This window comes from Archangium lansingense, assembly GCF_026626635.1.
In the GTDB taxonomy this organism is placed as follows: Bacteria; Myxococcota; Myxococcia; order Myxococcales; family Myxococcaceae; genus Archangium; species Archangium lansingense.
The window spans coordinates 7423547-7445512 of record NZ_JAPNKA010000001.1; the positions used below are offsets into that span (position 1 = coordinate 7423547).

At 66.4% G+C, this 21966-nt stretch carries 20 protein-coding genes and 2 pseudogenes; 13 read left to right on the plus strand and 9 right to left on the minus strand.

Features of this window, described 5'->3' with window-relative positions; genetic code table 11:
• Nucleotides 1–11: 11 nt before the first annotated feature.
• From OV287_RS29720 to OV287_RS29730, 3 genes are all read right to left on the minus strand, one after another.
• Complete coding sequence (locus OV287_RS29720; protein ID WP_267537421.1) at nucleotides 12–1202, minus strand: efflux RND transporter periplasmic adaptor subunit; 1191 nt, start codon at nucleotides 1200–1202, stop codon at nucleotides 12–14.
• Nucleotides 1199–2428 carry a TolC family protein gene (locus tag OV287_RS29725; RefSeq protein WP_267537422.1) on the minus strand — a complete coding sequence of 410 codons (1230 nt, stop codon included), beginning with the start codon at nucleotides 2426–2428 and terminating at the stop codon, nucleotides 1199–1201. The genes OV287_RS29720 and OV287_RS29725 overlap by 4 nt, the downstream gene beginning before the upstream one ends.
• Nucleotides 2429–2533: 105 nt before the next feature.
• Nucleotides 2534–2842: a hypothetical protein gene (locus OV287_RS29730; RefSeq protein WP_267537423.1), complete on the minus strand. Its 309-nt coding sequence runs from the start codon at nucleotides 2840–2842 to the stop codon at nucleotides 2534–2536.
• Nucleotides 2843–3081: 239 nt separating this feature from the next.
• On the opposite strand from OV287_RS29730, the gene OV287_RS29735 reads away from it, so the two are divergent.
• On the plus strand, nucleotides 3082–4071 hold the full coding sequence (locus OV287_RS29735) for an aldo/keto reductase (RefSeq protein ID WP_267537424.1): 990 nt from the start codon (nucleotides 3082–3084) through the stop codon (nucleotides 4069–4071).
• Nucleotides 4072–4093: 22 nt separating this feature from the next.
• Here the strand turns inward: OV287_RS29735 and OV287_RS29740 are convergent.
• A pseudogene (locus tag OV287_RS29740) lies at nucleotides 4094–4744 on the minus strand (LysR substrate-binding domain-containing protein); the annotation flags it as partial.
• A gap of 211 nt (nucleotides 4745–4955) precedes the next feature.
• Between OV287_RS29740 and OV287_RS29745 the strand changes: the two are divergent.
• Nucleotides 4956–5999: an NAD(P)-dependent alcohol dehydrogenase gene (locus OV287_RS29745; protein WP_267537425.1), complete on the plus strand. Its 1044-nt coding sequence runs from the start codon at nucleotides 4956–4958 to the stop codon at nucleotides 5997–5999.
• A 43-nt stretch (nucleotides 6000–6042) separates the two neighbouring features.
• Entirely contained in the window at nucleotides 6043–6498 is a 456-nt protein-coding gene (locus OV287_RS29750) for a hypothetical protein (protein ID WP_267537426.1), read from the plus strand.
• Between the two features lie 102 nt (nucleotides 6499–6600).
• Here OV287_RS29750 and OV287_RS29755 read toward each other — a convergent pair whose 3' ends face one another.
• Nucleotides 6601–7260 (minus strand): TetR/AcrR family transcriptional regulator, encoded by a 660-nt coding sequence (locus OV287_RS29755; protein ID WP_267537427.1) that lies wholly within the window; start codon nucleotides 7258–7260, stop codon nucleotides 6601–6603.
• A 121-nt stretch (nucleotides 7261–7381) separates the two neighbouring features.
• Between OV287_RS29755 and OV287_RS29760 the strand changes: the two genes are divergently transcribed.
• From OV287_RS29760 to OV287_RS29770, 3 genes are all read left to right on the plus strand, one after another.
• Nucleotides 7382–8587 carry an FAD-dependent monooxygenase gene (locus OV287_RS29760; RefSeq protein WP_267537428.1) on the plus strand — a complete coding sequence of 402 codons (1206 nt, stop codon included), beginning with the start codon at nucleotides 7382–7384 and terminating at the stop codon, nucleotides 8585–8587.
• 24 nt (nucleotides 8588–8611) lie between these two features.
• A complete protein-coding gene (locus OV287_RS29765) occupies nucleotides 8612–9523 on the plus strand; it encodes a carotenoid biosynthesis protein (protein ID WP_267537429.1) in 912 nt (303 codons plus the stop codon).
• Nucleotides 9524–9687: 164 nt separating this feature from the next.
• Entirely contained in the window at nucleotides 9688–10419 is a 732-nt protein-coding gene (locus OV287_RS29770) for a class I SAM-dependent methyltransferase (protein WP_267537430.1), read from the plus strand.
• A 333-nt stretch (nucleotides 10420–10752) separates the two neighbouring features.
• Here OV287_RS29770 and OV287_RS29775 read toward each other — a convergent pair.
• Nucleotides 10753–11304, minus strand: a pseudogene (locus OV287_RS29775) (SAM-dependent methyltransferase); the annotation flags it as partial.
• Between the two features lie 148 nt (nucleotides 11305–11452).
• Between OV287_RS29775 and OV287_RS29780 the strand changes: the two are divergent.
• From OV287_RS29780 to OV287_RS29810, 7 genes are all read left to right on the plus strand, one after another.
• Complete coding sequence (locus OV287_RS29780; RefSeq protein ID WP_267537431.1) at nucleotides 11453–12007, plus strand: carboxymuconolactone decarboxylase family protein; 555 nt, start codon at nucleotides 11453–11455, stop codon at nucleotides 12005–12007.
• 78 nt (nucleotides 12008–12085) lie between these two features.
• Nucleotides 12086–12841, plus strand: a complete 756-nt coding sequence (locus tag OV287_RS29785; RefSeq protein WP_267537432.1) for a lysophospholipid acyltransferase family protein — start codon at nucleotides 12086–12088, stop codon at nucleotides 12839–12841.
• A complete protein-coding gene (locus OV287_RS29790) occupies nucleotides 12838–13683 on the plus strand; it encodes an SDR family oxidoreductase (RefSeq protein WP_267537433.1) in 846 nt (281 codons plus the stop codon). The genes OV287_RS29785 and OV287_RS29790 overlap by 4 nt, the downstream gene beginning before the upstream one ends.
• A gap of 316 nt (nucleotides 13684–13999) precedes the next feature.
• Nucleotides 14000–15028 carry a hypothetical protein gene (locus OV287_RS29795; protein WP_267537434.1) on the plus strand — a complete coding sequence of 343 codons (1029 nt, stop codon included), beginning with the start codon at nucleotides 14000–14002 and terminating at the stop codon, nucleotides 15026–15028.
• 10 nt (nucleotides 15029–15038) lie between these two features.
• On the plus strand, nucleotides 15039–16745 hold the full coding sequence (locus OV287_RS29800) for an AMP-binding protein (protein WP_267537435.1): 1707 nt from the start codon (nucleotides 15039–15041) through the stop codon (nucleotides 16743–16745).
• Nucleotides 16746–16749: 4 nt separating this feature from the next.
• A complete protein-coding gene (locus OV287_RS29805; protein WP_267537436.1) occupies nucleotides 16750–17115 on the plus strand; it encodes a DUF4280 domain-containing protein in 366 nt (121 codons plus the stop codon).
• Between the two features lie 37 nt (nucleotides 17116–17152).
• A complete protein-coding gene (locus tag OV287_RS29810; protein WP_267537437.1) occupies nucleotides 17153–18118 on the plus strand; it encodes a ComEC/Rec2 family competence protein in 966 nt (321 codons plus the stop codon).
• Nucleotides 18119–18269: 151 nt separating this feature from the next.
• On the opposite strand, the gene OV287_RS29815 is transcribed toward OV287_RS29810, so the two are convergent.
• The 3 genes from OV287_RS29815 to OV287_RS29825 form a co-directional block, all read right to left on the minus strand.
• Nucleotides 18270–19304 (minus strand): phosphatidylinositol-specific phospholipase C domain-containing protein, encoded by a 1035-nt coding sequence (locus OV287_RS29815; RefSeq protein WP_267537438.1) that lies wholly within the window; start codon nucleotides 19302–19304, stop codon nucleotides 18270–18272.
• A gap of 66 nt (nucleotides 19305–19370) precedes the next feature.
• Nucleotides 19371–20288, minus strand: a complete 918-nt coding sequence (locus tag OV287_RS29820) for a nucleic acid/nucleotide deaminase domain-containing protein (protein ID WP_267537439.1) — start codon at nucleotides 20286–20288, stop codon at nucleotides 19371–19373.
• A gap of 13 nt (nucleotides 20289–20301) precedes the next feature.
• Nucleotides 20302–21966, minus strand: a complete 1665-nt coding sequence (locus OV287_RS29825; RefSeq protein ID WP_267537440.1) for a type VI secretion system baseplate subunit TssF — start codon at nucleotides 21964–21966, stop codon at nucleotides 20302–20304.

A 21966-nucleotide genomic window follows, 5' to 3' on the forward strand; every position in this document is an offset into this window, starting at 1 on the left:
AGAGGCTCCTGTCAGTGCTCATGGTGCTCGCCCTCGCCGCGTGACTTCTCCACCTCGGCCTTGATGAGGAAAGCCCCTTCCACCACCACCTGCTCGCCAACCTTGAGGCCCGAGAGCACCTCCACGTCTCCTCCCAGGGTGCGGCCACGCCCCACCTGCCGCCGCTCGAAGGTGCCCTCCCCTTTGGGAAGGAAGGCGAACCAGCCATTCTCCAGCCGCTGAAGGGCCGCGGCCGGGATGGTGGTGACAGTTGCGCCCTGCTCTCCCAATGGGATGAAGGCCGAGGCGGACATGCCCGGCCTCAGCACCCCGTCGGGGTTGTCCAACTCCAACCGCACGGGGATGGTGCGCGAGGCCAGGTCTACCCGCTGCCCGATGAAGCCCACCTTCGCGGTGAAGTCCTTGCCGGGAATCGCGGCGAAGGAGATGCGCGCGAGGGCTCCAGGCTGAATGCGCACCGCATCCCGCTCGAAGGCATGCACGGTGAGCCACAAGCGCGACAGATCCCCGACATGAAAGAGGCTCTGGGACGGATCAGCCATCTGCCCCATCACGGCGTGGCGCTCGATGACCGTGCCGGCCACGGGCGAGCGCAGGGTGAAGCCCGCGGTCCCCCGGGCACTGGCCGCTTCCTGGGAATCCACTCCGAGTGCTAGGAGCCCCGACCGTGCCGCCGCCAGCTCGGCCTCGGCCGCGGCCGCTTCGGTTTCGGCGGCCTGCACGTCCTTCTGGGCCACGATGCGCTCGGCCCCCAGGGTGCGCTTGCGCTCCGCTGTCTGTTGAGCGGCGCTCGCGCGGGCCTGGGCTGTCTGGAGGGTCGCACGCGCCTTGCCCAGCTCTGGGCTTTGCAGATCCACCAGCGGCTGGCCCTTCTTCACCTGCTGGCCCGGCGAGGCCAGGAGGGAGATCACCCGCGCGGGGATGGGCGAGGCCACTTCGGCATAGGCGTCCTCATTCACCCCCAGCTCGCCCAGGGCCGTGACACCTTCACCCCCGGGGCGCTGCTGCACCGGGGCCATGGTGACGCGCAAGTCCCGCAGCATCTCCGGGTCGATGTGGACGAGGGAGTCCTCTTCGCCCTCGCGGTGGCCGTGCGTCTCGGCTTTCTGCTCGTGAGCATGCTCCTCTTCATGCGGAGGCGTCTCACGCTTGCAGGCGCAGAGTCCCAGGAAGAAAGCCAGGAGGACATGGAGGGGCTTCATCGAAGGGCTCCGGTCTGGAGGGTGAGTTGGACGCGGGAGAGAGCGGCTTGCAGCAGGCGGGTGAGGTAATCCGCGCGAGAGTCGAGGACGTCCCGGCGTACCAGGAGGAACTCAGCCAGTCCCATCTCCCCGGCCTCGTAGGACTTGCGCGCCAGCAGCTCGTTGTCCGCGAGCAACGGGAGGGCCTCGCGCTCCAGCAGCTCCACCGCCTCGCGCTCCTTGCGGTACTGGGCGAGAGCGGCCTGCACCTGAACGGATTGGGCTCGGCGGGCAGCCTCCACTGCGACCTGGAGACGCCGCACCCGAGCCTCGCCCGCCACCCGAGCGGACTGCCCCCGAGCGAAGAGCGGCAGGGATACGCCCAGGGCCCCGACGATGGCACGCTCATCGCCCTCGTTCTCATAGCGGACCCCCACGTTGAGGTCGGGCCACGCGGAGCCCTCGCCCAGGCGCCGCTCCGCCCTCGCCTCCTCCAACTCCGCCACCAGGGAGGTGATGTCCGGACGCTCAGGCAGCGTGGACGGAAGCTCCACAGGCTGGGCAGCCAGGGCACTCAAGTCGCCACGCAGTGCGAGAGCCTCATCAGCCGGCAGGCCGAGCAGTCCGCGGAGCTCCCCAAGAAGGGCGACCTCCGCCCCCTCGGCGCTCGCGACCTCCGCCCGGGCACGAGCCAGGGCTACCCGCGCCACGTTGACGTCCACCACGGGCACGTCCCCGGCCTCGAATCGCCGCTGCGTGGAATGGGAGAAGTCCCGAGCGGTCTCTTCCGCTCCTCGCGCCAGGCGAAGCCGCTCCCGGGCATGCAGGGCCCGCAGGAAGGTGGCCGCCACGTCCCCGAGCACCAGCCGCTCCGTGTCCCGCTGGCGGGCCGTCTCCCGGGCAAGGCCGGCGCGGGCCGCATCGAGACGAGCGCCCCGCTTTCCGCCCAGCTCGACAGGTTGAGAGAGCCCCACGACGACATTGGGTGCCCGTTCGCCGGTGGCCAGGGTGCGGGGGCCCGCTTCGAGCGCCAGCGTGGGGTTGTTGTGCAACACGGGGGAAGCCCCAGCCACGGGCCCTTGCGCTTCGGCCACGCGGCCCGCGGCCTCCAACAAAGCCGGGGCACGCTGGCGGGCCAGGGACAGGGCTTCCTCCAGGGTGAGTTCAGCGGACTGCGCCGCACCAGAGCACGGCCAGAGCAGCACGGCGGCGAGCCCGAGGGCTGCCGTCGCCAGACGGTGGAACACGAGACACCTCGCGGATGTGGGCGAGCATCAAGGGCGAGGCGCAACCCAGGACGACCAGGGCACACCACTCCTGCTGACGCTCAAGGCGGATAGGCGAACAGAGCCTTACGCGAGGGACACTATTGGGACGTGCTGGATGTCCCCCACATCGGCGGATGAGGGCTCGTCCTCTTCGTGCCTGACGGCAGGAGGAGGCTTCGGAGCCATCGGGATGGTCGAGGGGATGGGGGCGACGACCATCAGGCGCGCGTGAGCGCAGCAGACGCAATCGGTGCAGTCCGGAGCACACTGCCCGCTCTCGTCATCATCTGGACAGCTCTGCATGCACACGTCACCCGAGCTGGTGGGCGACAACAGGCCACCACCGACCGGGGTGAACAGCAGGAGGCTGAGGACGAACCAGATGCGGAGCACTGGGATGCCTCCTAACACGTCGGCGAATAGCTTGCATCACCTTCGCGGCCAGCCCCCTGGCCACGTCAAGCCGCCCCCCTCCACTATTAAGCAGGGCTTAACAGCCCATTACCTCCATGGCGCCTGGTCCTCGGTAGGACCGGGGCATATCTCTCTTCGAGTCACCCATTGACTCAATACAGCGACGAGCCTCGCAGCGGAGGTGAGCCCGCTGGAGAAAACACAAAAGAGAAGAGGCCATGCAGAAACGCAAACTCGGAAACAGCACTCTGGAAGTCTCGGCGCTCGGGCTCGGCTGTATGGGACTGAGCTTTGGCTACGGCCCAGCTGCAGACAAGCAGGAGGCGATCTCGCTGATCCGGTCGGCCGTCGACCGCGGCGTCACCTTCTTCGACACCGCCGAGGTCTACGGCCCGTTCACGAACGAAGAGCTCGTGGGCGAAGCCCTCGCTCCCTTCCGCAGGCAAGTGGTGATCGCCACCAAGTTCGGTTTCAAACTCGATCCCAACGGGCAGCAGGCGGGCCTGAATAGCCGGCCCGAGCACATCAAGCAGGTCGCCGAGGCCTCCCTCAAGCGGCTCAAGGTCGAGTCCATCGATCTGTTCTACCAGCACCGTGTGGATCCGGACGTGCCGATCGAAGACGTGGCGGGAGCGGTGAAGGAGCTGATCCAGGAAGGCAAGGTCAAGCACTTCGGCCTTTCCGAGGCTGGAGCGAAGACGATCCGCCGCGCACACGCGATCCAGCCGGTCACCGCGGTCCAGAGCGAATACTCGCTGTGGACGAGAGGCCCCGAGGCGGAAGTGCTGCCGACCCTCGAAGAGCTCGGCATCGGGTTCGTTCCGTTCAGCCCCCTGGGCAAGGGCTTCCTGACGGGCAAGATGAACGAAACCACCCGGTTCGACAGAAACGACTTCCGCAACATCCTTCCACGCTTTACGCCGGAGGCCCTCAAGGCGAATCAGGCCTTGGTCGCGCTGCTGGGCACGATCGCGGAACGGAAGAAGGTGACCCCTGCCCAGATTGCACTTGCGTGGCTCCTTGCGCAGAAGCCGTGGATTGTTCCAATTCCGGGCACCACGAAGCTGCACCGCCTGGAGGAGAACATCGGAGCAGCCAACGTTGAACTGACGCCCGACGATCTCCGTGAGATCGAGAGCGCCGCCTCGAAGATCACGGTTCATGGAGCTCGCTATCCCGAGCACCTGGAGAAGAGGACCGGTCTCTGAGATTCCGGGAGGACTTCGTGAGTCACACCGCGTGCGCGGCCAACTCCTTGGCCGCCTCGACGAAGAGGCGCAGCGACGGCGAGCGCTGCGCTCGGCTGGGGAAGTAGAGGAAGAAGCCCGGGACCGTGGGCGAGTAGGACTCGAGCACCCGTTGCAGCCGCCCGGTGCGTAGCTGCTCCGCCACCCTGGGCTCCAGGACGTACGCCAGCCCCAGGCCCTGCTCTGCCAGAGCCACGCTCAGCTGACTGTCGTTGGTGACCACGCCCCCGCGTACCGGCACGCGCCAGTTTCTGCGGCCCTTCTCCAGCTCCCAGGCATAGAGCGCCCCGGTGGACTGCATGCGGAAGGTGATGCACTCGTGGCGCAGCAGATCCTCGGGACGCTGGGGCATGCCGTGGCGCGCGAGGTAGCCGGGCGCGCCCACCACCACGAAGCGGAAGGCGTCGGTGAGCCGCACCTGCACCATGTCGCACTCGATGGCCTCGCTCAGCCGCACGCCCGCGTCGTAGCCCTCCGCCACGATATCCATGAGACGATCCTCGATGACGGCCTCCACCTCGATTCGCGGGTGACGCGCGCGGAAGGTGGGGACCACCGGGGTGATGACGTAGGGCACCGCCGCCCGAGGCACTGACAGCCGGACGCGGCCCACCGTCTCTCCCGGTTGAGCTGAGGGAGGAGAGCCGTATTCATGGCGAGAGGACCTTCCGGTGCCGGGCCACCAGCACCAATACGACGACACTACCGCGAAGCTCGGGCCTCACTATTAAGCACCGCTTAAGAGCCTATTGGCTCCCCGGGACGTAGTCATCCGAGGACCTGGGGCGTACTTCTCTTGGTGAACGGGGCGCACCGGCCCCGGCACCACGGAGCTCTGGAGAAACATGCTCACTATCAATGCCTATGCGGCCACAGCCGCGACGAAGCCTCTCGGCCCGACGACCATTCAGCGTCGAGACCTTGGTCCGCACGACGTCCTCATCGAGATCAAGTTCTGCGGCATCTGCCACTCAGACATCCACCACACTCGCGGTGATTGGGGTTCGGCGACCTACCCCGTCGTCCCCGGCCACGAGATCGTCGGGCTCGTCGCCAAGGTTGGCGCCAAGGTCACCAGGCACGCCGTCGGCGACCGAGTCGGCGTCGGCTGTCTGGTCGACTCCTGCGGCGAGTGCGCGAACTGCCGCAAGGGTGAGGAGCAGCACTGCCTCAAGGGATTCACCGGGACCTACGGCGGAATCGGGAAGGACGGCCAACTCACCCAGGGCGGCTATTCCACCCACATCGTCGTAACCGAGGACTTCGTCCTCAAGATCCCCGAGGGCATCGAGCTCGACGCCGCCGCGCCGCTGCTGTGCGCCGGCATCACGACGTACGCGCCGCTGCGCCACTGGGGCGCCGGCCCCGGCAAGAAGGTGGCCGTCGTCGGTCTGGGCGGGCTCGGGCACATGGCCGTGAAGCTCGCGCACGCGATGGGGGCCGAGGTCACCGTCCTGTCGCAGTCGCTCAACAAGAAGGATGACGGCCTGCGCCTCGGTGCGGACCACTACTACGCCATGAGAGATCCGGAGACGTTCAAGAAGCTCGCCGGAACATTCGACCTCATCGTGAACACGGTGAGCGCGAAGCTCGACCTCGATGCCTACCTGTCCTTGCTGGCCCTGGACGGCACCCTGGTCAACGTGGGCGCACCCGCGGAGCCGCTCTCCGTCAACGTGTTCTCCCTCATCATGACTCGCCGGTCGTTCGCGGGTTCGCTGATCGGCGGCATCCGTCAGACCCAGGAGATGCTGAACTTCTGCGCCAGGCACCACATCGGCTCCGACATCGAGGTCATCCCGGCCAGCAAGATCAACGAGGCCTACGAGCGCGTGCTCGCCTCCGATGTCCGGTACCGGTTCGTGATCGATGCCGCGACCCTGAGATAGCGCCACGGCCCTGTCAGCCCCCCGGATTCACTCCCGCGTCCACATGCCCGCTTGCCCCTCCCTCCTCCTGCTGGTGCTGCTCTCTGCCCCGGCCCTGGCCGCCCCATCCATGCCGGAGGCGCTGCCGGCCCCTCCCCGCTTCGAGATGAAGGTGGATGACCCCATGCTGGCCCCGGCGCCGCCCGCGTCCGATCAGGTGGGCAGCTGGGAGGAGGCACTCGGACTGCTGCGCGAGCGCTCCACGGACCTGCGCACCGCTGAGGCCGGAATGGAGCGGGCCGAGGGGCGCTGGCGCCAAGCCCTCTCCGCTCTGCTGCCCAACGCGCGCGCCACCGCGGGCGTGGCCCTCGACATCCTGCACCCGGAGAACCCGGTGGTGGCCGGCGGTGGCGGCCTGGGCGCGGTGGCCGGCGGCACGAGCGGGCCGCCCTCACCCAGCGATCCTTCGAGATGGGCGCCTCCACCCAGCTGGACGTGGTGCGCGTGCGCCAGGACGTAGAGGTGGCGCGAGAGGCTCTCGTAAGACGAAGAGGGCCTATCCGCAGCGCATGCACCTTGACGGGGCGCTCCTGGGACGGGCCCTGCAGGACCGGAGCGAGCGCTATCTCTTGCGCTCTTTGCGCCTCGGCCCCACGTCGGACCGGCTGGAGCCTGGCTCCCCACGCAATCGCAGACCGCCGACGAGGAATTCCGTGGTCTCGGCCGCGATGACATCCAGCGAATCGCCCAGAGTGATGGCGCGTCGTGCCGCCGCCATGACACCGACCATCATCTCGACGACACGGCCGATGTCGGCCACAGGTCGGAAGACACCCGCGGAGATGCCCTGCTCCACGACGCGGCTGACGACGCTGAGCACGGGCGCGAAGCAGGAAGCGAGCGATGCGCTCACCTCCTCCGGCAACACGTCTTCCATGGTGTTGAGGACCGGGAGGCTCCGGGCGCCGGGCGCGAAGGCAGCCAGCTGACGCCGAACGACGAGGGCGAGCCGTTCTTCCGGATCGTCCACGCCCTCTGCCTCCTGGACGAGCTGGGCCACGAATGGCTCGACATCGGCCTTCACGACGGCGACGAGCAACGCGTCCTTGGTCGGCGCGTAGTTGTAGATCGTGTTCCTCGCGATCCCGGCGCGCCTCGCCACCGAGGCGAGGGTCAGCGCCCCGTAGCCCTCTTCCGCCATCGCCTCCAGGAAGCTGTCGCGCAGCCGCTTCCAGGTGGCCTCACGGTGCTCGGCGAGCGAGGGGGCGTCGATCCTGGGCATGCGGACAGCTTACACGCGAGGCGCCTCCCCGCAACGGGCCCGCTTGAGTTTTACGACGGTCCGTCGTAAAACAAAAGCGTCCACTTCACGGCGGCTTCCACCGCCGAGGACAGGAGGCCTCATGGCCACACACGCTCGTTCAGCTCTCGTCGTCGGACTCGGTATCGCCGGAATGGCGTCCGCCATCGGACTGCGGAAAGCCGGATGGCGGGTGACCGTGATTGAGAGGGCGCCCCAACGTCGCTCGGGTGGCTACTTCATCGGGCTCTTCGGCACAGGCTACAGCGCCGCGAAACGGCTGGGGGTGATGGGCGATCTTCACACCCGCACTCCGAGGAACTCGAAGACGTGGGAAGTCACCCGCGGCGGCAACCGCCACAAGAGCGTCGGGTTCCTGGACCAGCCGGGCGAGCCGCACGGCGTACTGCGCGGCGACATCGAGGCGGCGCTGTTCCAGCACCTTGGCGATGTGGAGGTGCGGTACGGCACCGAGCCGACGGCGATCGTTGACGTCAAAGGAGGCGCCGTGGTCACGACCCGCAAGTCGTCCACGGGCGAGGAGCGGAGCGAGCAGTTCGACCTGGTCGTAGGAGCCGACGGACTGCGCTCGACAGTTCGGCGCCTCGCCTTCGGTCCGCACGACCAATTCCTGAAGCCGCTGCACGCGATGATCTGCGCGTTCCAGCTTGACGAGCAGGTGCCGTACTTCCCTGAGAACAACGGCATCATGCTCGTCGAGCCACGCCGCTCGCTCTGGGTCTTCCCCTTCGAGGACCGCCCGCCGACCGCGCTCTTCTCCTACCGGACTCGCGACATCGACACGCAGTTTCGCGAGCCAACCGGGACCGTGCTGCGACGCACCTATGGACCGGAGCCGCTCGGCGACATCCTCGAGCATGTGTTCGCCCAGTTCGACCGCACCGAGAACTTCCTCTTCGACTCGGTGAATCAGGTGAGCATGCGCTCCTGGCGCTCCGGCCGGACCGTGCTCGTGGGCGACGCCGCATGGTGCATCACGCTGTACTCCGGCATGGGCGCGTCGATGGGCCTCGCCGGCGGTTCCCTGCTCGGAGATCTGCTGGCGCTGAACCCGAATGACATCGACGCTGCACTGAGCACCTGGGAGGACCGGCTCAGGCCCTACCTCCACCAGCATCAGCGGACCGCGCTTTTCAACGCGCAGATCTTCACGCCGAGCGGGCCGCTCACCCACGTGCTTCGCTCAGGTGTGATGCGGCTCGGAGACAGGAAGAAGCCGGCCGACACTCCCCCCAACGCCCTCACGCGGTACCTCGCTCGACCGAGGAACGTCGAGTTCGTTGCCTGAGTCAGTCCATTCAGGGAGAGAAAGATGACAGGCGAGGACAGACAGCAGCAGACAAGCGGGACCGGCCGAGACTCAGCGGTTGTGAGGCTGCTCCTGTGCTGGATTTTCGCGGCGTTGTGGCTCCTGTTCTTTCTAGGGTCGGTCGTTCCGGCGGGCTCGGACAGCAGCGCAATCACATCCGGCCTGCAGGCCCTGTGCTTCGTGCTGTTTGTTGTGACCCACGCCTCCCTCTCCAACGGCTGGAGAGGTGCCGGACTCTTCTTCGCGTTCGCCGTGGTCGTCGCCTTCCTGCTCGAGGCAAGCAGCATCGCCACGGGCTTCCCGTTCGGCTTCTACGTGCATCACGTCGCAGGTCCAAAACCGCTGGGCGTGCCGCCCCATGTCGCCATCGGCTATGCCATTCTCGGCTGGATGGCCTGGACATTGGCCCGGCTCATCGTGCGACAGCACCCCTCCGCCAGCGGGGGCTTCAATCGCTTTACCACGCCACTGGTCGCGAGCTTCATCCTCACCGCTTACGACTATGCCTATGACCCGATTGGCTCCACCGTCCTTGGAATGTGGAGCTATCGCTACCCCAGTGGCTATTTCGGGGTACCTCTTTCCAACTTCCTGGGCTGGATGTTCACCGGCTGGGTTTTCTTTCAGCTCTTCGCGCTGATCGAGAGCCGATTTCCCCCGAATCGTGCGGCGGTGACCCAGGCGAGCTATTGGCTGCTGCCTTGCCTGCTCTGGGGCGTGAGCGCGGTCCAATATCCGATCAAATTGGCTCATGCGCCCGCGGGTAGCGTGGCTGTAGCCGGGCGCACTTTTGTCACAGCTGATGTCTATGAGGCGGCAGTGGTGGCCGCACTGCTCACCATGGTTTTCGCGGCGGTCACTGCCGCATTTCGGGTTTGTGCGCTCGTGCCGCTCCCTGACCCTCCGACCACATAGCCGAGGGAGGGGCACCCGGGAGGCGGCTCTGGGCAAGAACCCCCCTCGACGGCGGGACCGAAATTTCCGCCGATTCGGCCTGAATCCTCGCTCTCCCATTCATCGGGGTCCCGACGCATCTTCCGATTCAAGCCTGCCTCCCGTAGGCCGCTCGAGGACACGTCATGGCTCACGAACACCACTCCCCTTCCGTCCACCACGTCGTACAGGGCTTTGGTGCCGACCGCGCCCCCCACTACGACACCCAGGCGTCCATCAACCTCGCCGGCGCCCAGGTGGCATACGAGCTCGGCGTCAGCGCACTGACGGCCCAGCTCGACGGCCAGGACACGGCGTCGCTGCTCTTCGTGGGACTGGGCACGGGCGCGGAGTTGGTGCCCTACACCCGCTTCGACGTGCCGGGCTGGCGCTTCACGGGCGTGGATCCCTCCGAGGCCATGCTCGCCGTCGCCCGCACGCGCCTGGAGGCCGAGGGATTGCTCTCACGCACGCACCTGCACGTGGGAGAGCTGCACACCCTGCCTCCCGGCCCCCCGTTCGACGGCGCGCAGATGATGGGCGTCCTGCACCATGTGGAAGGCGAGGAGGCCCGCCTCGAGCTGCTGCGAGAGGTAACCCGGCGGCTCAAGCCTGGAGCGCCTCTCGTCCTGGGCTGCCGCGTCGGCAACGACCCCGAGCTGACGAACGTGGAGCTGCGACGGTTGCGGGCGTATGGAGTCCCCCAGGAGAACCTGGAGCGTCGGCGCGAGCTCTTCGCGGTGATTCGGCCCATCGAGTCCGATGCCGCCCTGTTCGCGATGTTCGCCCGGACCGGACTGGTGGCGCCGCGACCGATCTTCGTCTCGCTGCAGTACAAGGTCTTCCTCACTCGCTTCGAGCCCGGAGCCACGGGCTGAGCTACCACGCCCCTGGCTCGGCTTGCGAGCGCTGGCGAGGACGTAATCCATGGTGGACCGGACCATCCAGGCGTACCAGTGGGGCCGGGAGAGCTGCCGCAGTAAGGGATTCACCCGGCGTACGACGTCGGGCTCGTCGAGGCGGCGGGCAATGAAGGCCAGGAACGGCTCATAGACATGCTCCCGGATGGAGCGCACCTCCACCTCGACAAAGCCAGCGGCCTCCAGTCGCTCACGGTAGACCTCCCGGGGGTAGAGGTTCTCCTCGGGAATCTGCCAGAAGGACTGGAAGGGGCGGGCGAATCGGCGGCCGGGCAGGGGCAGCACGTCCGTGGTAGCCAACCTGCCCCCGGGCCGCAGCACCCGCCAGGCCTCGGCGAAGAAGCGCTCGCGCGTGTTGAAGTGCAGGGCGGACTCGAGCGCCGTCACCTTGTCGAACGACTCGGGGGCGAAGGGCAGCCCGGTGGCCGAGCCTACCCGCAGCTCCACCCGGCCCTGCAATCCGGCCCCCGCCACCCGCGCGCGCGCCACCTCGACGTGCTGGGGCAGGCTGTCGAGGCCGATGATGCGCCACGGCTGGAAGCGCTCGGCCCAATAGAGGTCCTGGGCGCCGAAGCCAAAGCCCACGTCCAGCACCTCATCCTCGGGCCCCAACCGGGCCGTCTGTCCCAGCAGCTCGGTGAGTGCCTGGCTGGCCTGATCGAGCGTCCGCAGCGAGGAGTCCTTCCAGTACCCCAGGTTCATTGACAGGCTTTGTTCGGCCAGCAGGTTGTGGGTAGACAGGAGCGAGTAGAGGCGCTCCGCGCGTGAACCGGAAGGCCAGAGCATCAGCCGCGCGAGTTCCGTCACCTCCCGGGCCACTCGAAGCCATCCTCCTTCATACATACCGCGCGGCCTCTGCGTACCGGCTCTCCCCCGGGCGACGCGCGGCTTGCTGTTCTCCCGTCATTCTGGTTGAAACCATGGTCTCCTCGGGGCCTTGGAGGCTCACCACCGATTCAAGCAGGACCGAATCCTCTCTTAGGAGCAAGTCATGGGTGCTGAGCCACAAGCCACTGCTGATACCGATTTCAGTCACTTGCTTTCGCAGAAGAACCTCCAGGCCCTGCGGGCGCAGTTCAGCGATGATGCCATGGTGCAGCCCACCCTGGAGGCCCTGACAAAGCCTTTCCCCGCCGCGGCGACGCCCTATGAGAAGCCCTATGTCGAGGCGCTCCTCGGGGTACTCTTCGGGAACCGGTCGCAGTCGGCCCTGACGTCCCGCGAGCGGGAGATGACCATTACCACCGTCCTCGCGGTCAATCACCGCGGACAAGGACCGTTCCTGGGTATCCACCTCTACTGGAGCCTGATGGTCGGCTGGAGTCCGGAGCAAATCTCCGAGCAACTGCTCGTCATCTCCATCTACAACGGCATCGACACCCTCTCGGCCTCTTTCAAGACCTTTGGCACGCTGCTCACCCAGTTGGATAAGTGGACCAGCGACAACATCAGCCAGCCAGAGAACTTGAAGGCCAGTGCCATCGTCGGGCAGATTCTGACGGGGTTTGCGGGTAACGCGCCGCAGCCACCAGGCAGCACCTCCTGAGGAGGATGGAATGATTCCCGTTCGGCTCCTGGGAACCGCGAGCGCGCTCCCAGAGAGGGCCGTAAGCCAGGTGGGAGTATGAAGCCCGAGCGCAATCTCCCCCAGACCTTGTGGTTGAGCGGCTTCGAGCTGCTGCGCCGCTATCACCGCTACCGGGTCATCGGCCTGGAGACGCTGCTGGAGCCGGGGGCCAAGCTCATCGTCGCCTACCATGGTCGGCCCCTGGCGTTCGATCAGTGCATGCTCACCGTCGTCCTCCATGAGCGGTTGGGCTACCTGCCCCACGGCATCATCCATGGCGCCTTCGACGAAAATCCGGTGATGAAGTGGTTGATCAACGGCCTGGGGTTCGTGACGAAGGACGGGCCGGAGCTGGAGGCGGCAGTCGCACGGGGCGAGCACATCCTCGTCCAGCCAGGAGGGACGCGCGAGGGCTGCCGCAGTTTCCGTCACCGCTACGAAGTGGACTGGGGCGAGCGCACCGGCTACCTGCGTCTGGCCATCAAGTATGGCCTCCCCATCGTCCCGGTGGCCGGGGATGGGGTGGATGATGCCTTCATCGGGCTCAATGACGGGTATGCGCTGGGCCGTCGGCTGGGCGCACCCGCGGGGCTACCGGTGTGGTTCGGCGTGGGCGCCACCGGGCTGTGGCCCTTGTCATTGCCCTTCCCGGTGAGGATGACCCAGTTGGTGGGGCAGCCCTTCCACCACCACCTGGAGGCAGGGGTAGATGTCAACGACCGGGAAGTGCTGCGAGCGCTGAATCGGGAAGTCGCCGACGCGGTGAGAGAATTGCTGGACCGGGCGCGCGCCCTGGGCAGGGAGTCGGGATGAGCGAAAAATCGTGGGCGGTGATCCTGGGGGCCTCATCGGGAACGGGCGCGGCCATCGCGGCTGAGGTAGCGCGTGAGCCCGGCCTGCACGTCTTCGGGATGCACCGGGGGCGCTACCCCGAGCAGGCCGCGGAGGTGGAGCGTCAGGTGCGCTCCACCGGCCAGCGCATGGTGATGCTGCAAGCGGATGCCGGTACAGCCGAGGGTGCGGCACAAGGGGCCGAGGCCCTGCTGGCCGCCGCCGGGCCCCGCAGCGTCAAGCTCTTCGTGCACTCCCTGGCCAGCGCTTCGGTGGGGCACTTCATCTCCGGGACGGAGGACCAGCTCCACCCCCGCCAGCTGGCACGCACCTTCGAGACCATGGCCCACTCCTTCGTCTATTGGGCCCAGGCGCTCGTGGCGAGGGATCTGCTGGCTCCCTCGGCTCGCCTGCTGGGATTGACCAACCCACTCACCGAGTCGCTCCTGCACAACGGCGGTGCCATCACCGCCGCCAAGGCCGCCCTGGAGATCTACGTGCGGCACCTGGCGTTGGAGTTTGGGCCCCGGGGGCACCGGGTGAACCTGCTCAAATTCGGCACGGTGATGACGCCCGCCCTCCGCCACGTCTACTCCCCGGAGGTGCTGAGCCGGTTGGAGGAGGCCCACCGCCGAATGAACCCGGCCGGGCGGATGTGCACCGTGGAGGAGGTGGCGCGCTTCGTCTCCACGCTCGTGGGAGACGAGGCGGAGTGGTTCAACGGCGCCACCATCGACTTCACCGGTGGAATGACGCTGCGCCTGCTCGATCTCGTCCTCAATGAGCCAGGGAGGGCATCTTCTCCACCGGCATCCGGAAAGTGACCTTCCCGAACGCCCCCGGACGCAAAAAAGCCCCGTCTCCGAAGAAAACGGGGGCTCGACAAGAGCGGACCGCTGGGGTGAGCGCACCCACCCGCCAGGTCTTGGCGTTCCGGAGTCAATCCCTACCAGCCATGTAGCAGTTCGCTCGCACAGGCCTTGAAACAAGCGCAAGGCCTGAGGCTACCTGCCGGAGAATGTCTCCCCGGCCCTCCACCCAACGGCGGAGGCACTCCCCTTTCCCAGCGCGATTCTGTATGACAAAGGAATGAACTCACACGCGTTCCGGTGGGCAGGAAACGCGGACGGAACGCCCTGAATGCATACTCCTACCTTGTTGCGATGGGCAGTCGTCTCGGCGTTCCTGAGCTGCTCGACGGCCAGGGCGCAGGTCTCCCTCCCGGGCTTCGAGTTGGAGCGGCTGGATGTCACCCTGGGTCGCAACTCGATCGTGTCTGGCAATGGCCAACTGCTGGTGCCCGGGGGAATGAGCGTGGCGCTGGCAGGCCAGTACCAGCACCTGCCCCTGGTCCTGCGCAATGGTGAGCGCCGGCTGGATCTGGTGCGCAGCCGGGCCTCCGTGTTGCTCGCGGGCAGCTATGGCGTGCTGTCCTGGCTCGAGCTGGGCATCCAGTTGCCGGTGGTGCTCTGGCAAAAAGGAGATGATCCACGCACCGTGGGGCTGGCGCCGCTGGCATCCCAGGGGCTGGGCACGCCGGTGCTCCAGGCCCGCTTCGGGCTGCTGTCGCAGCGAGCCGAGCAGCCCGTGGATCTGGCGCTGGATCTGGCCATGGGACTGCCCGTGGGCAGCAGCCATGCGCTCGCGCGTGACGCAGGGCCGCGCTTCCAGGCCCGGGCCACCGTGGGCATGCCGCTGGGCCCGCTCCAGTCCTCGTTCGAGGCGGGAGTGCTGCTGCGCTCCCGCAACCCGCTGGCGCCCCCCTCCACCTCGGGCCAGGCCCTGGAGGTGCGCCTGGGCGCCCTGCTGGCCACCACGGGCAAGCAGCTGAGGGGCGAGCTGGCCCTGCGGGGCGCCTTCGCCGCTGACTCCAGCCAGCCTTCCATCGAAGTGCTGGCGGGGGGGCGCCTGCCGCTGAACCCGGAGCTGGAGCTGTTCGCCCTGGCGGGTCCAGGCCTGGGAGCCACTCCCGGCACACCCATTGCCCGCGTGCTGCTGGGCGTCAGCTTCCGCAGGGAGCCACCTCCGCGCATGGAGTTCCTCACCGAGCCCGTGCCTCGCTTCCGCCTGGAGGAAGCCCAGAAGCCGAAGAAGGAAGAGGTCCGGCCCGAGACCGTGGTGCCCGTGCCCACGCGGGAGCTGATGCCCTCCGAGGATCCCTCCACCTAGCCAGGCCCCAATGTCCTTCGATCTTCGCGCCATTCTTGAGCAGTACGAGGCGGACACTCCTCCGGCGGGAGGCGTGCCCGGCTGGCTCCGGCAAAGCTGGAGCGATCCAGAGGGCTTCGCCACGGCACTGGCTCCGGCCCACGTGGGCCGGGGCGCCCCATTCAAGAGCCGGGCGGGCCAGCACTACGACTTCTTTCATGATCTGGTGGGCCGCCACGCCGCCACGGATCGCATCGCCCTGCGCACCTACGAGCGGGCGAAGGGCTGGCGGACGCTGAGCTACCGCCAGCTCCACGAGCAGGCCACGCGGCGAGCCACCGCGTGGGCACAGCTCGGCGTCAAGCCCGGGGCCAGGGTGTGCCTGGTGCTGCACGTGGGCCCCGAGCTGCTGGTGAGCCTGGCGGCCGCGCTGGGCCTGGGAGCCTGCGTCAGCCTGCTGCCCCCCGGAGGCCGGCGCTTCGTGGCGCGCCGGCTGGCGGTGCTCGATCCCCAGCACGTGGCCGCCGAGCCCCACCAGGCGCCCCTGCTGGGGCCCTACGCGAAGTGCCTGCTGCCCACCCACGTCCCCTCCACCCCGGCGCTCGCCTCCTATACCTACAAGCCGGGGGAGGCGGTGGGCCTGCTCTTCTCGCCGCTGGCGGATCCGCCTCACGTCCCCGTGCCGCTGCGGGCCGAGGACGCCTGGCGCGGAGCACTGGTGGACGGGCTGCTCACCTTCGGACTGGCGCCGGGAGAGCACCTGGCCGCGCCTGGATTCCACACGCTTCAGCACCTGCCCGCGCTGCTCTTCACCACGATGCTGCGCGGCGCCACCTTCCTTCACCTGGAGCCAGCGGACGTGGAGGCCTCGCCCGCCCTGCTGACCGAGCACCCGGTGCGCGCGCTGGGCGTCACCCCAGCCCTGAGGGATGTGTTGCTGCGCACCCGCCTCTCGCTCAAGAGCGTGGGCCACTGGTTCCGCAACCCCGAGGGGGCCTTCGACTGGCAGTCCTGGAGCGACTGGGTGAAGCAGTGCGGACTGACCTCGGTGCCGTGCTCCAACGTGCTCGTGGACGCGGCGGCGGGCGGCACCGTGCTCTGCTCCCCGCGGCGCGTGGGGGACGTGCATACCGAGGCTGCCCCGGCTCCGGGCCGTAGCTGGGCGCTGCTGGATCTCAACCAGAGCGGTCAGGAGGCCGTGGGCGACACAGGCCTCTTCACCCTGCTGCCCTCCGAGGGCCGGCCCCTCGGCCACATCATCCTCTCGCGCGCCCAGGGCCAGTACCGATACGCGGGTGCACGGGATGCGCGGCGCGAGGGGCGCGTCTACCCCGCCGCCGAGGTGACCGAGGCGCTGCGCGAGGAGCCGGGGCCAGCGCTGACCACCTCCGTGCTCCCCGTGCCCTCGGGAGGCCTGGGGGACGAGCACCGCTACGTCTTGCTCGTCTTCACCCGGGGCCAACCTCTGGGCGCGGAGACTTCTGTCTCGGAGCTGCGCCGGCGGCTCGAGTTGCAGCTCGGCGCCGAGTTCCTGCCGGATCGCTTCGAGTTCTTCCCACTCCACCCTCGGTTCGAGGAAGACCAGCTGGACGAGGCCTGGTGCCATAGGCAGTACCTGACGGGCGCCCTGCACCACAAGCTCTCGGATCCCCTGTTCCAGGCGCTCACCGCGCTGAGGACGCAGGCCCTCCGAACCCCTGGAGGGACACCCCGGGACACGCCCGCGACAAGGAGATGACGCCATGGGAAAGCAAGTCGTCATGGGAGCCCTCCTCAAGTGCAGCTTTGGAGCAGCCCCCTCGACGCTGGTGGTGCCGCCGACCAACAAGGTGCTCGCCACCACGCCAGCGGCCAACATCATGGACCACATGCCGATGGCGAACATCCCCTCATTCGGCATGTGTAATTCCAAGGGTAACCCCGCGGTGACCCCAGTGACGCCCATCGTGCCGTGCACCCCGGTCACGGTGACTCCGTGGTCGCCAGGCTGCCCCAAGGTGCTCATCGGCAATATGCCAGCGCTGGAGAGCAACTCCACGTGCAAGTGCATGTGGGGAGGCGTCATCACGGTCGTCAAGCCCGGACAAAAGACTGTCCAGGACGGCTAAAGCCAAATGTCAGACACGGGTGCCATTCTGGTCTCCCATGGCATCTCTAGACATCTACTTCCTCGACGTCGGACAGGGGGATGGGACGTTCATCATCTGCCCCGATGGAACGACGATACTCGTTGACCTCGGCTCCAAGAAGAACGGCCACATCGCCGGCCAGGACGCCATCGCCACCATCAAGAATCTCATGCCGAAGGGCAAGAAGATCGACTACCTCTTCGTCACCCACGGCGATGGAGACCACTACAACCTCATCCCCGAGCTGGTGAGATCCCATGGCTTCCGCTTCGGCAAGGTCTACTACAGCGGCCCCACGAGTGACTACAACAAGGACATGCAGGGCGTCATCGCCGGCTCCTCCTCCGCCGGCTTCCTCGACAAGTCCCACAGCACCGAGAAGAAGCCCCTGCTGACGATTGGCAGCGCCTCCAATCAGGTCGACGTCTTCCTCCTGTCCGCGAACTACCCCTCCGAGGACGACCGTGACAAGAACGCCAAGAGTATCTGCTTGATGCTCGCCTACGGCTCCCTCAAGGCCATCCTCATGGGGGATGCCGAGGCCGAGACAGAGGACTTCATCATGAATACCTTCACCAAGGCCTTCCTCAAGGCGGACGTCCTCAAACTCGCCCACCACGGCTCTGACAGCACCAACCAAGAGTCCTGGCTGAATGTGGTGCAGCCTCGCATTGTCTCCGCGAGCGCGGACCAGAAATGGGGACACCCCTACTCCAGCACCATTGACCGCGTATTGAAGGGCAAGCGGCTCGCGGACATCTACAAACATGGCATCGTCGCGGGCACCTATGACGCGTCGACCAAGGACTACGACTGGGAGACCCTCTCCATCAAGAAGGCCATCCTCACCAACCTCTACGAGATTACCGGCTCCATGGGCTCCTCCTGGCAGGCCGCTGGCGTTGCCTACGTGGTGCAACTCAGAGACGATGGCAGTCTCTCGGTTGGCGACACGCTCAACAACCTCTCCCGCTGGTTCTGAGTTGACCATCCTGGTACCGGACGGCGCTGCGGCACGCGGTGGCCGCCGCGACGGCCGCGGCGATGGGAGTGCTCCCCCTCCATGACGTGCATGCCGGCCACGGTGGCTCCGTGGCCGCCTGGCAGCCCCAAGCGCTGCCCCCTTCCTCGACCTATCGGCGCCTTCCCGAGTGGCCGTCAGACACCGCGATCCGGATGTCGTCGTGGTTTACACTGCCCTCCATGGGGATATTTCTTTCAATCAGCATTCGATTGACGTCTTCGTTGACGAAATCATACATGAACACATTGACGTCATTATTCCCCTGGACGGCATCAACGTACCTTCCATAGGCTTCCGCAGCATCACCATCCCAGCCACCATAGGGCGAGTACTCAGGGTCGGGTCGATTCCTCTCGATGAGCTTCAACCTGAATTCGCGGCTGGTGTTATCGACGATGGACGTATGTCCGGCGAAAACATCCCTGACACCGGCGGTGATCGTGAGATAAAACATCTCCAAGTGGGGTACAAGCTGGACCTGGTCTTGAGCCTTTCGTTTCTCGTTCTGCTTCTCCATCACCTTCCTGATGTTGTTGCACTGGGGGGCATCGCCGTTGAGCCACAACATCGAGCGGGGTTGGTCGAAATGCTTGTCGGAGGTTGGCGTCTTCTTGCTCACCAGTTGCAAGCCGCCCCGCCGTCCCTCTTCTGCGTCGAATACGCCGAGGATCTTGCCCCGCAGGTTGCCCAGCTTCATGTCGGCCAGGTTCCTTGGCGCGCGGCTGGTGAAGAGGAAATCGCTCAACTCGTACTCGATCATCCGGATCGCATCGTCGTGGGCAGCCTTGGAGGTAGAGAACTTGATGATGACCACTTCCTCGGTGCTCGACTCCATGAAGTCCTGCAGGTCTCTCATGACATTGGAGAACTCGGGACCATAGCTCCCAAACCAGTCCGACTTGTCCTTCTTGATGAAGTGGCCAGGGCGGAGGGTCTGCCCGTCCTTGTAGACCCGGATGTCAAAAAAGCGAGTTCCGATATTGAGTTGCTGCTTGATGGTGAGGAACTGGGTGACGGTCTTCGCCACTTTGCTCCCGCTGCCGGATCTGACCTTGTACATGCAGGCATCATGACTCCCTGGCATGACGAGCTCAGAGAGCCTGACGTTGTCATCGATTTCGTCCATCCATTTGTCAAGTCCCATAACGGCTCCACTGGAGTTCTTGGTTCGGGAAGGTGGAAGTCTCGCGCTCGGGCCTGCTGCTCCACCCTAGGGCTCATTCTCCTGGACCTTCGACAGGGCATTGCTGACGACGTTCTCCATCAGGAAATCATAAGTCCCCTGCTTGATGGGGACGTCGAAGCGCTTGAGCTTCTTGTATGGAGTCATTGGCTCCCGCAGTTGCCCCTGCAAGTCAAAAACCCTCTGGATTTCCGGGTGTTTCATCGAGACGTGTGCCGTACTCGTCGTTCGCCGGACTGATTCAAGCTGGCTGATCTTCACCTGCACGCGGGATTCCATGTCCTGGAGGAGAGGAGGGACGCTCCAGCCCAGGTCATAGGCGATATGCGCTCCGCGGTAATCGAATCTGAATCGCCTCTTGCTCCAGGAGTTGTATTCATCGAGGAGGATCGCGCACTTGGCGCAACAGAGGAGCGAGACACCGATATACACCAGGGGAGGCTTCTTCGGACCAGCGAATCCGCCCTGATGAAGATGGTTGATGATGCGGAGCTCCGCATGCAAATCCTCGGTGTCACAATCAACCTCTTCAGCCCCTGATTCCGATGCAATGTAGAGATACTCGTTCGTGGCGACCAGGAACCGCTCGTCGTCACGAAGCGCAGCGAACGCGACACAGGTCGCTCCGGAATTCTCTTGAATGTAGGCAGCGACCCAGTCCCACGCATGCGCGAGATCATGATGCATGACCCCATCCTCCCGGAGAGGGGTCTTGTCGCTGGCCACCGCTTGCCACCATCCCTTGAATCGCTCGTCAACGTAGCCTCTTGCAGCCTTGATCTGGTTCCTTTCGACGTGATTGGCGACCTCGTCGAGAAGCTGGTCACGGACCGAATCCTTGAAGCCTTCATCCATGAGCGCTTTCGCCCCCGACAAGATCGACGATATGCGGGCACGAACGAACCTCTCGAGCTGCTGCTTTCCTTCTAGGGTCTGTGGATCCACTGGCGCCAACTCCTCATGAACGTGACAACCGCAATGGCTTCTCCACCCGTGAGAGCCTGGCCTCGAGCTCGATGACATCCTCGGTGCTCCAGGCCCCGAGCAGGTCCAGCAGCCTCTCCAGGAACAGATCCACGGTGGGCAGCAGCGTGGCGTCCAGGTCGGAGAGAGCAAGCTGGTAGATGTACTTGAAGCCCGCGGCACTCCGGGCGAAGGGCTTGGACTGCACCTTCACCGAGGTGAAGTGCCTCACCAGCTCGCGGAAGTAGCGCTGCTCGCGCACCCCCAGCGTCTCCAGCAGGAAGACGAGCTCCTCCAGGCCGAGGAAGCGCTGGGTGCGAAGGGAGAGCAATTGGAGCAGCGCCTGCTGGCTGTGCTCCAGGGGGTTGTCGATTCCAGGCTTGACGGCCCCCACCAGGCTCCACTGCACGCCTTCGAGAGAACGTTCCGCCAGAACAGCCCGGTAGCCGCTCGCATCGAATTGGGCGGGAAGAGGCTGGTGCCAGCTCGCTTCCACCGCCACCCGTGCCGGCTTCATGAATGCGCCCGGCAGCTCCAGGGACAGCCATGTCTTGCGCGCCCCACCCTGCCCTTCATTCTCGAGCTCGTAGGTGCCCGGCCCACCGGAGATGGCCCCTGGACGCAGCGGCACCATGCCCTGGCTCTCCATCTGATAGACGCCCAGCACGGAATGCACCCGGTAGCCGCTGCTGACCTCGGGGTGTTGAATGCCGTGACGTTCCCTGGTGCCGTCGTGCTCGATGGGGTTGGACATGCCTCGCTGGAGGTTCACCACGGGCACCGCGTGCAACACGAACGTCTCCGGGGTGAGCACCAGCTCCAGCGGCCAGCGCCCGGCCAGCTCGAGGCACAGGGTGAAGCCGCGCCAGTTGCGTGGCGGCGGCGGCACCTGCACCTCCAGGAAGAGCTCCTGCTGGGGAAAGTGGATGAAGGAGCGCACCCGCTGCAACGGATGCTCGAAGGGCTCGGCCTCGGAAGCGGAGAGCCGAGGAGCACCGAAGCGCACCGGGCCCCGCGCCCCCCCAGCGGGCCCCACCGCCACCTCGGCGCCACGCTCGTCGAAGAGGACACTCGCCGCGCGCACGCCGTGCTTCAGGTGGTGGAACATCGCCAGCGAGGAGCGGAAGTCATTGAGGTGGTTGATGTACAGCCGCAGGGCACCAGGCTCGTCGTTGCGGGGAAAGCCGCTCTCGAACGTCAGCCGCAGACGGCAGGCCTCCGCGCCGCGCTGCTCCACCCGCACCTGGCTCAGGCTGATGGGCAGCAGCCGCAACGAGGCCTGGGTCTGGAAGGTGAGCGGCCCCGTGGGGGCCGAGGCGCTTCCGGGGTTGAGCAGCAGCGGCGTGCCCCTCGGCAACTCGGTGGCGTCCACGAAACGGGCGTCCGGCACCGCCCGCAGCATGGCCATGGCCGGCACGGGATCGAGCAGATAGGAGAAGTGCTGCTGGAACAGGCGCATCGTGCCGCGGGCCAGCGCGCGCTGCCCGGCCTGCCGCGTGCGGGTGGAGAAGAGCGCGAGCGCCTCGATGAGCCGCCGCACATCCTGGTCCTCGCGATCCAGCGGCGCCGCGGGATGGAGCGCGGTGTAGCTCATCCGGAACTTCTCCAGCGCCTGAAGCTCCTCCAGGAAGGCCTTGTAGAGCGTGTCGTCCATCTGCAT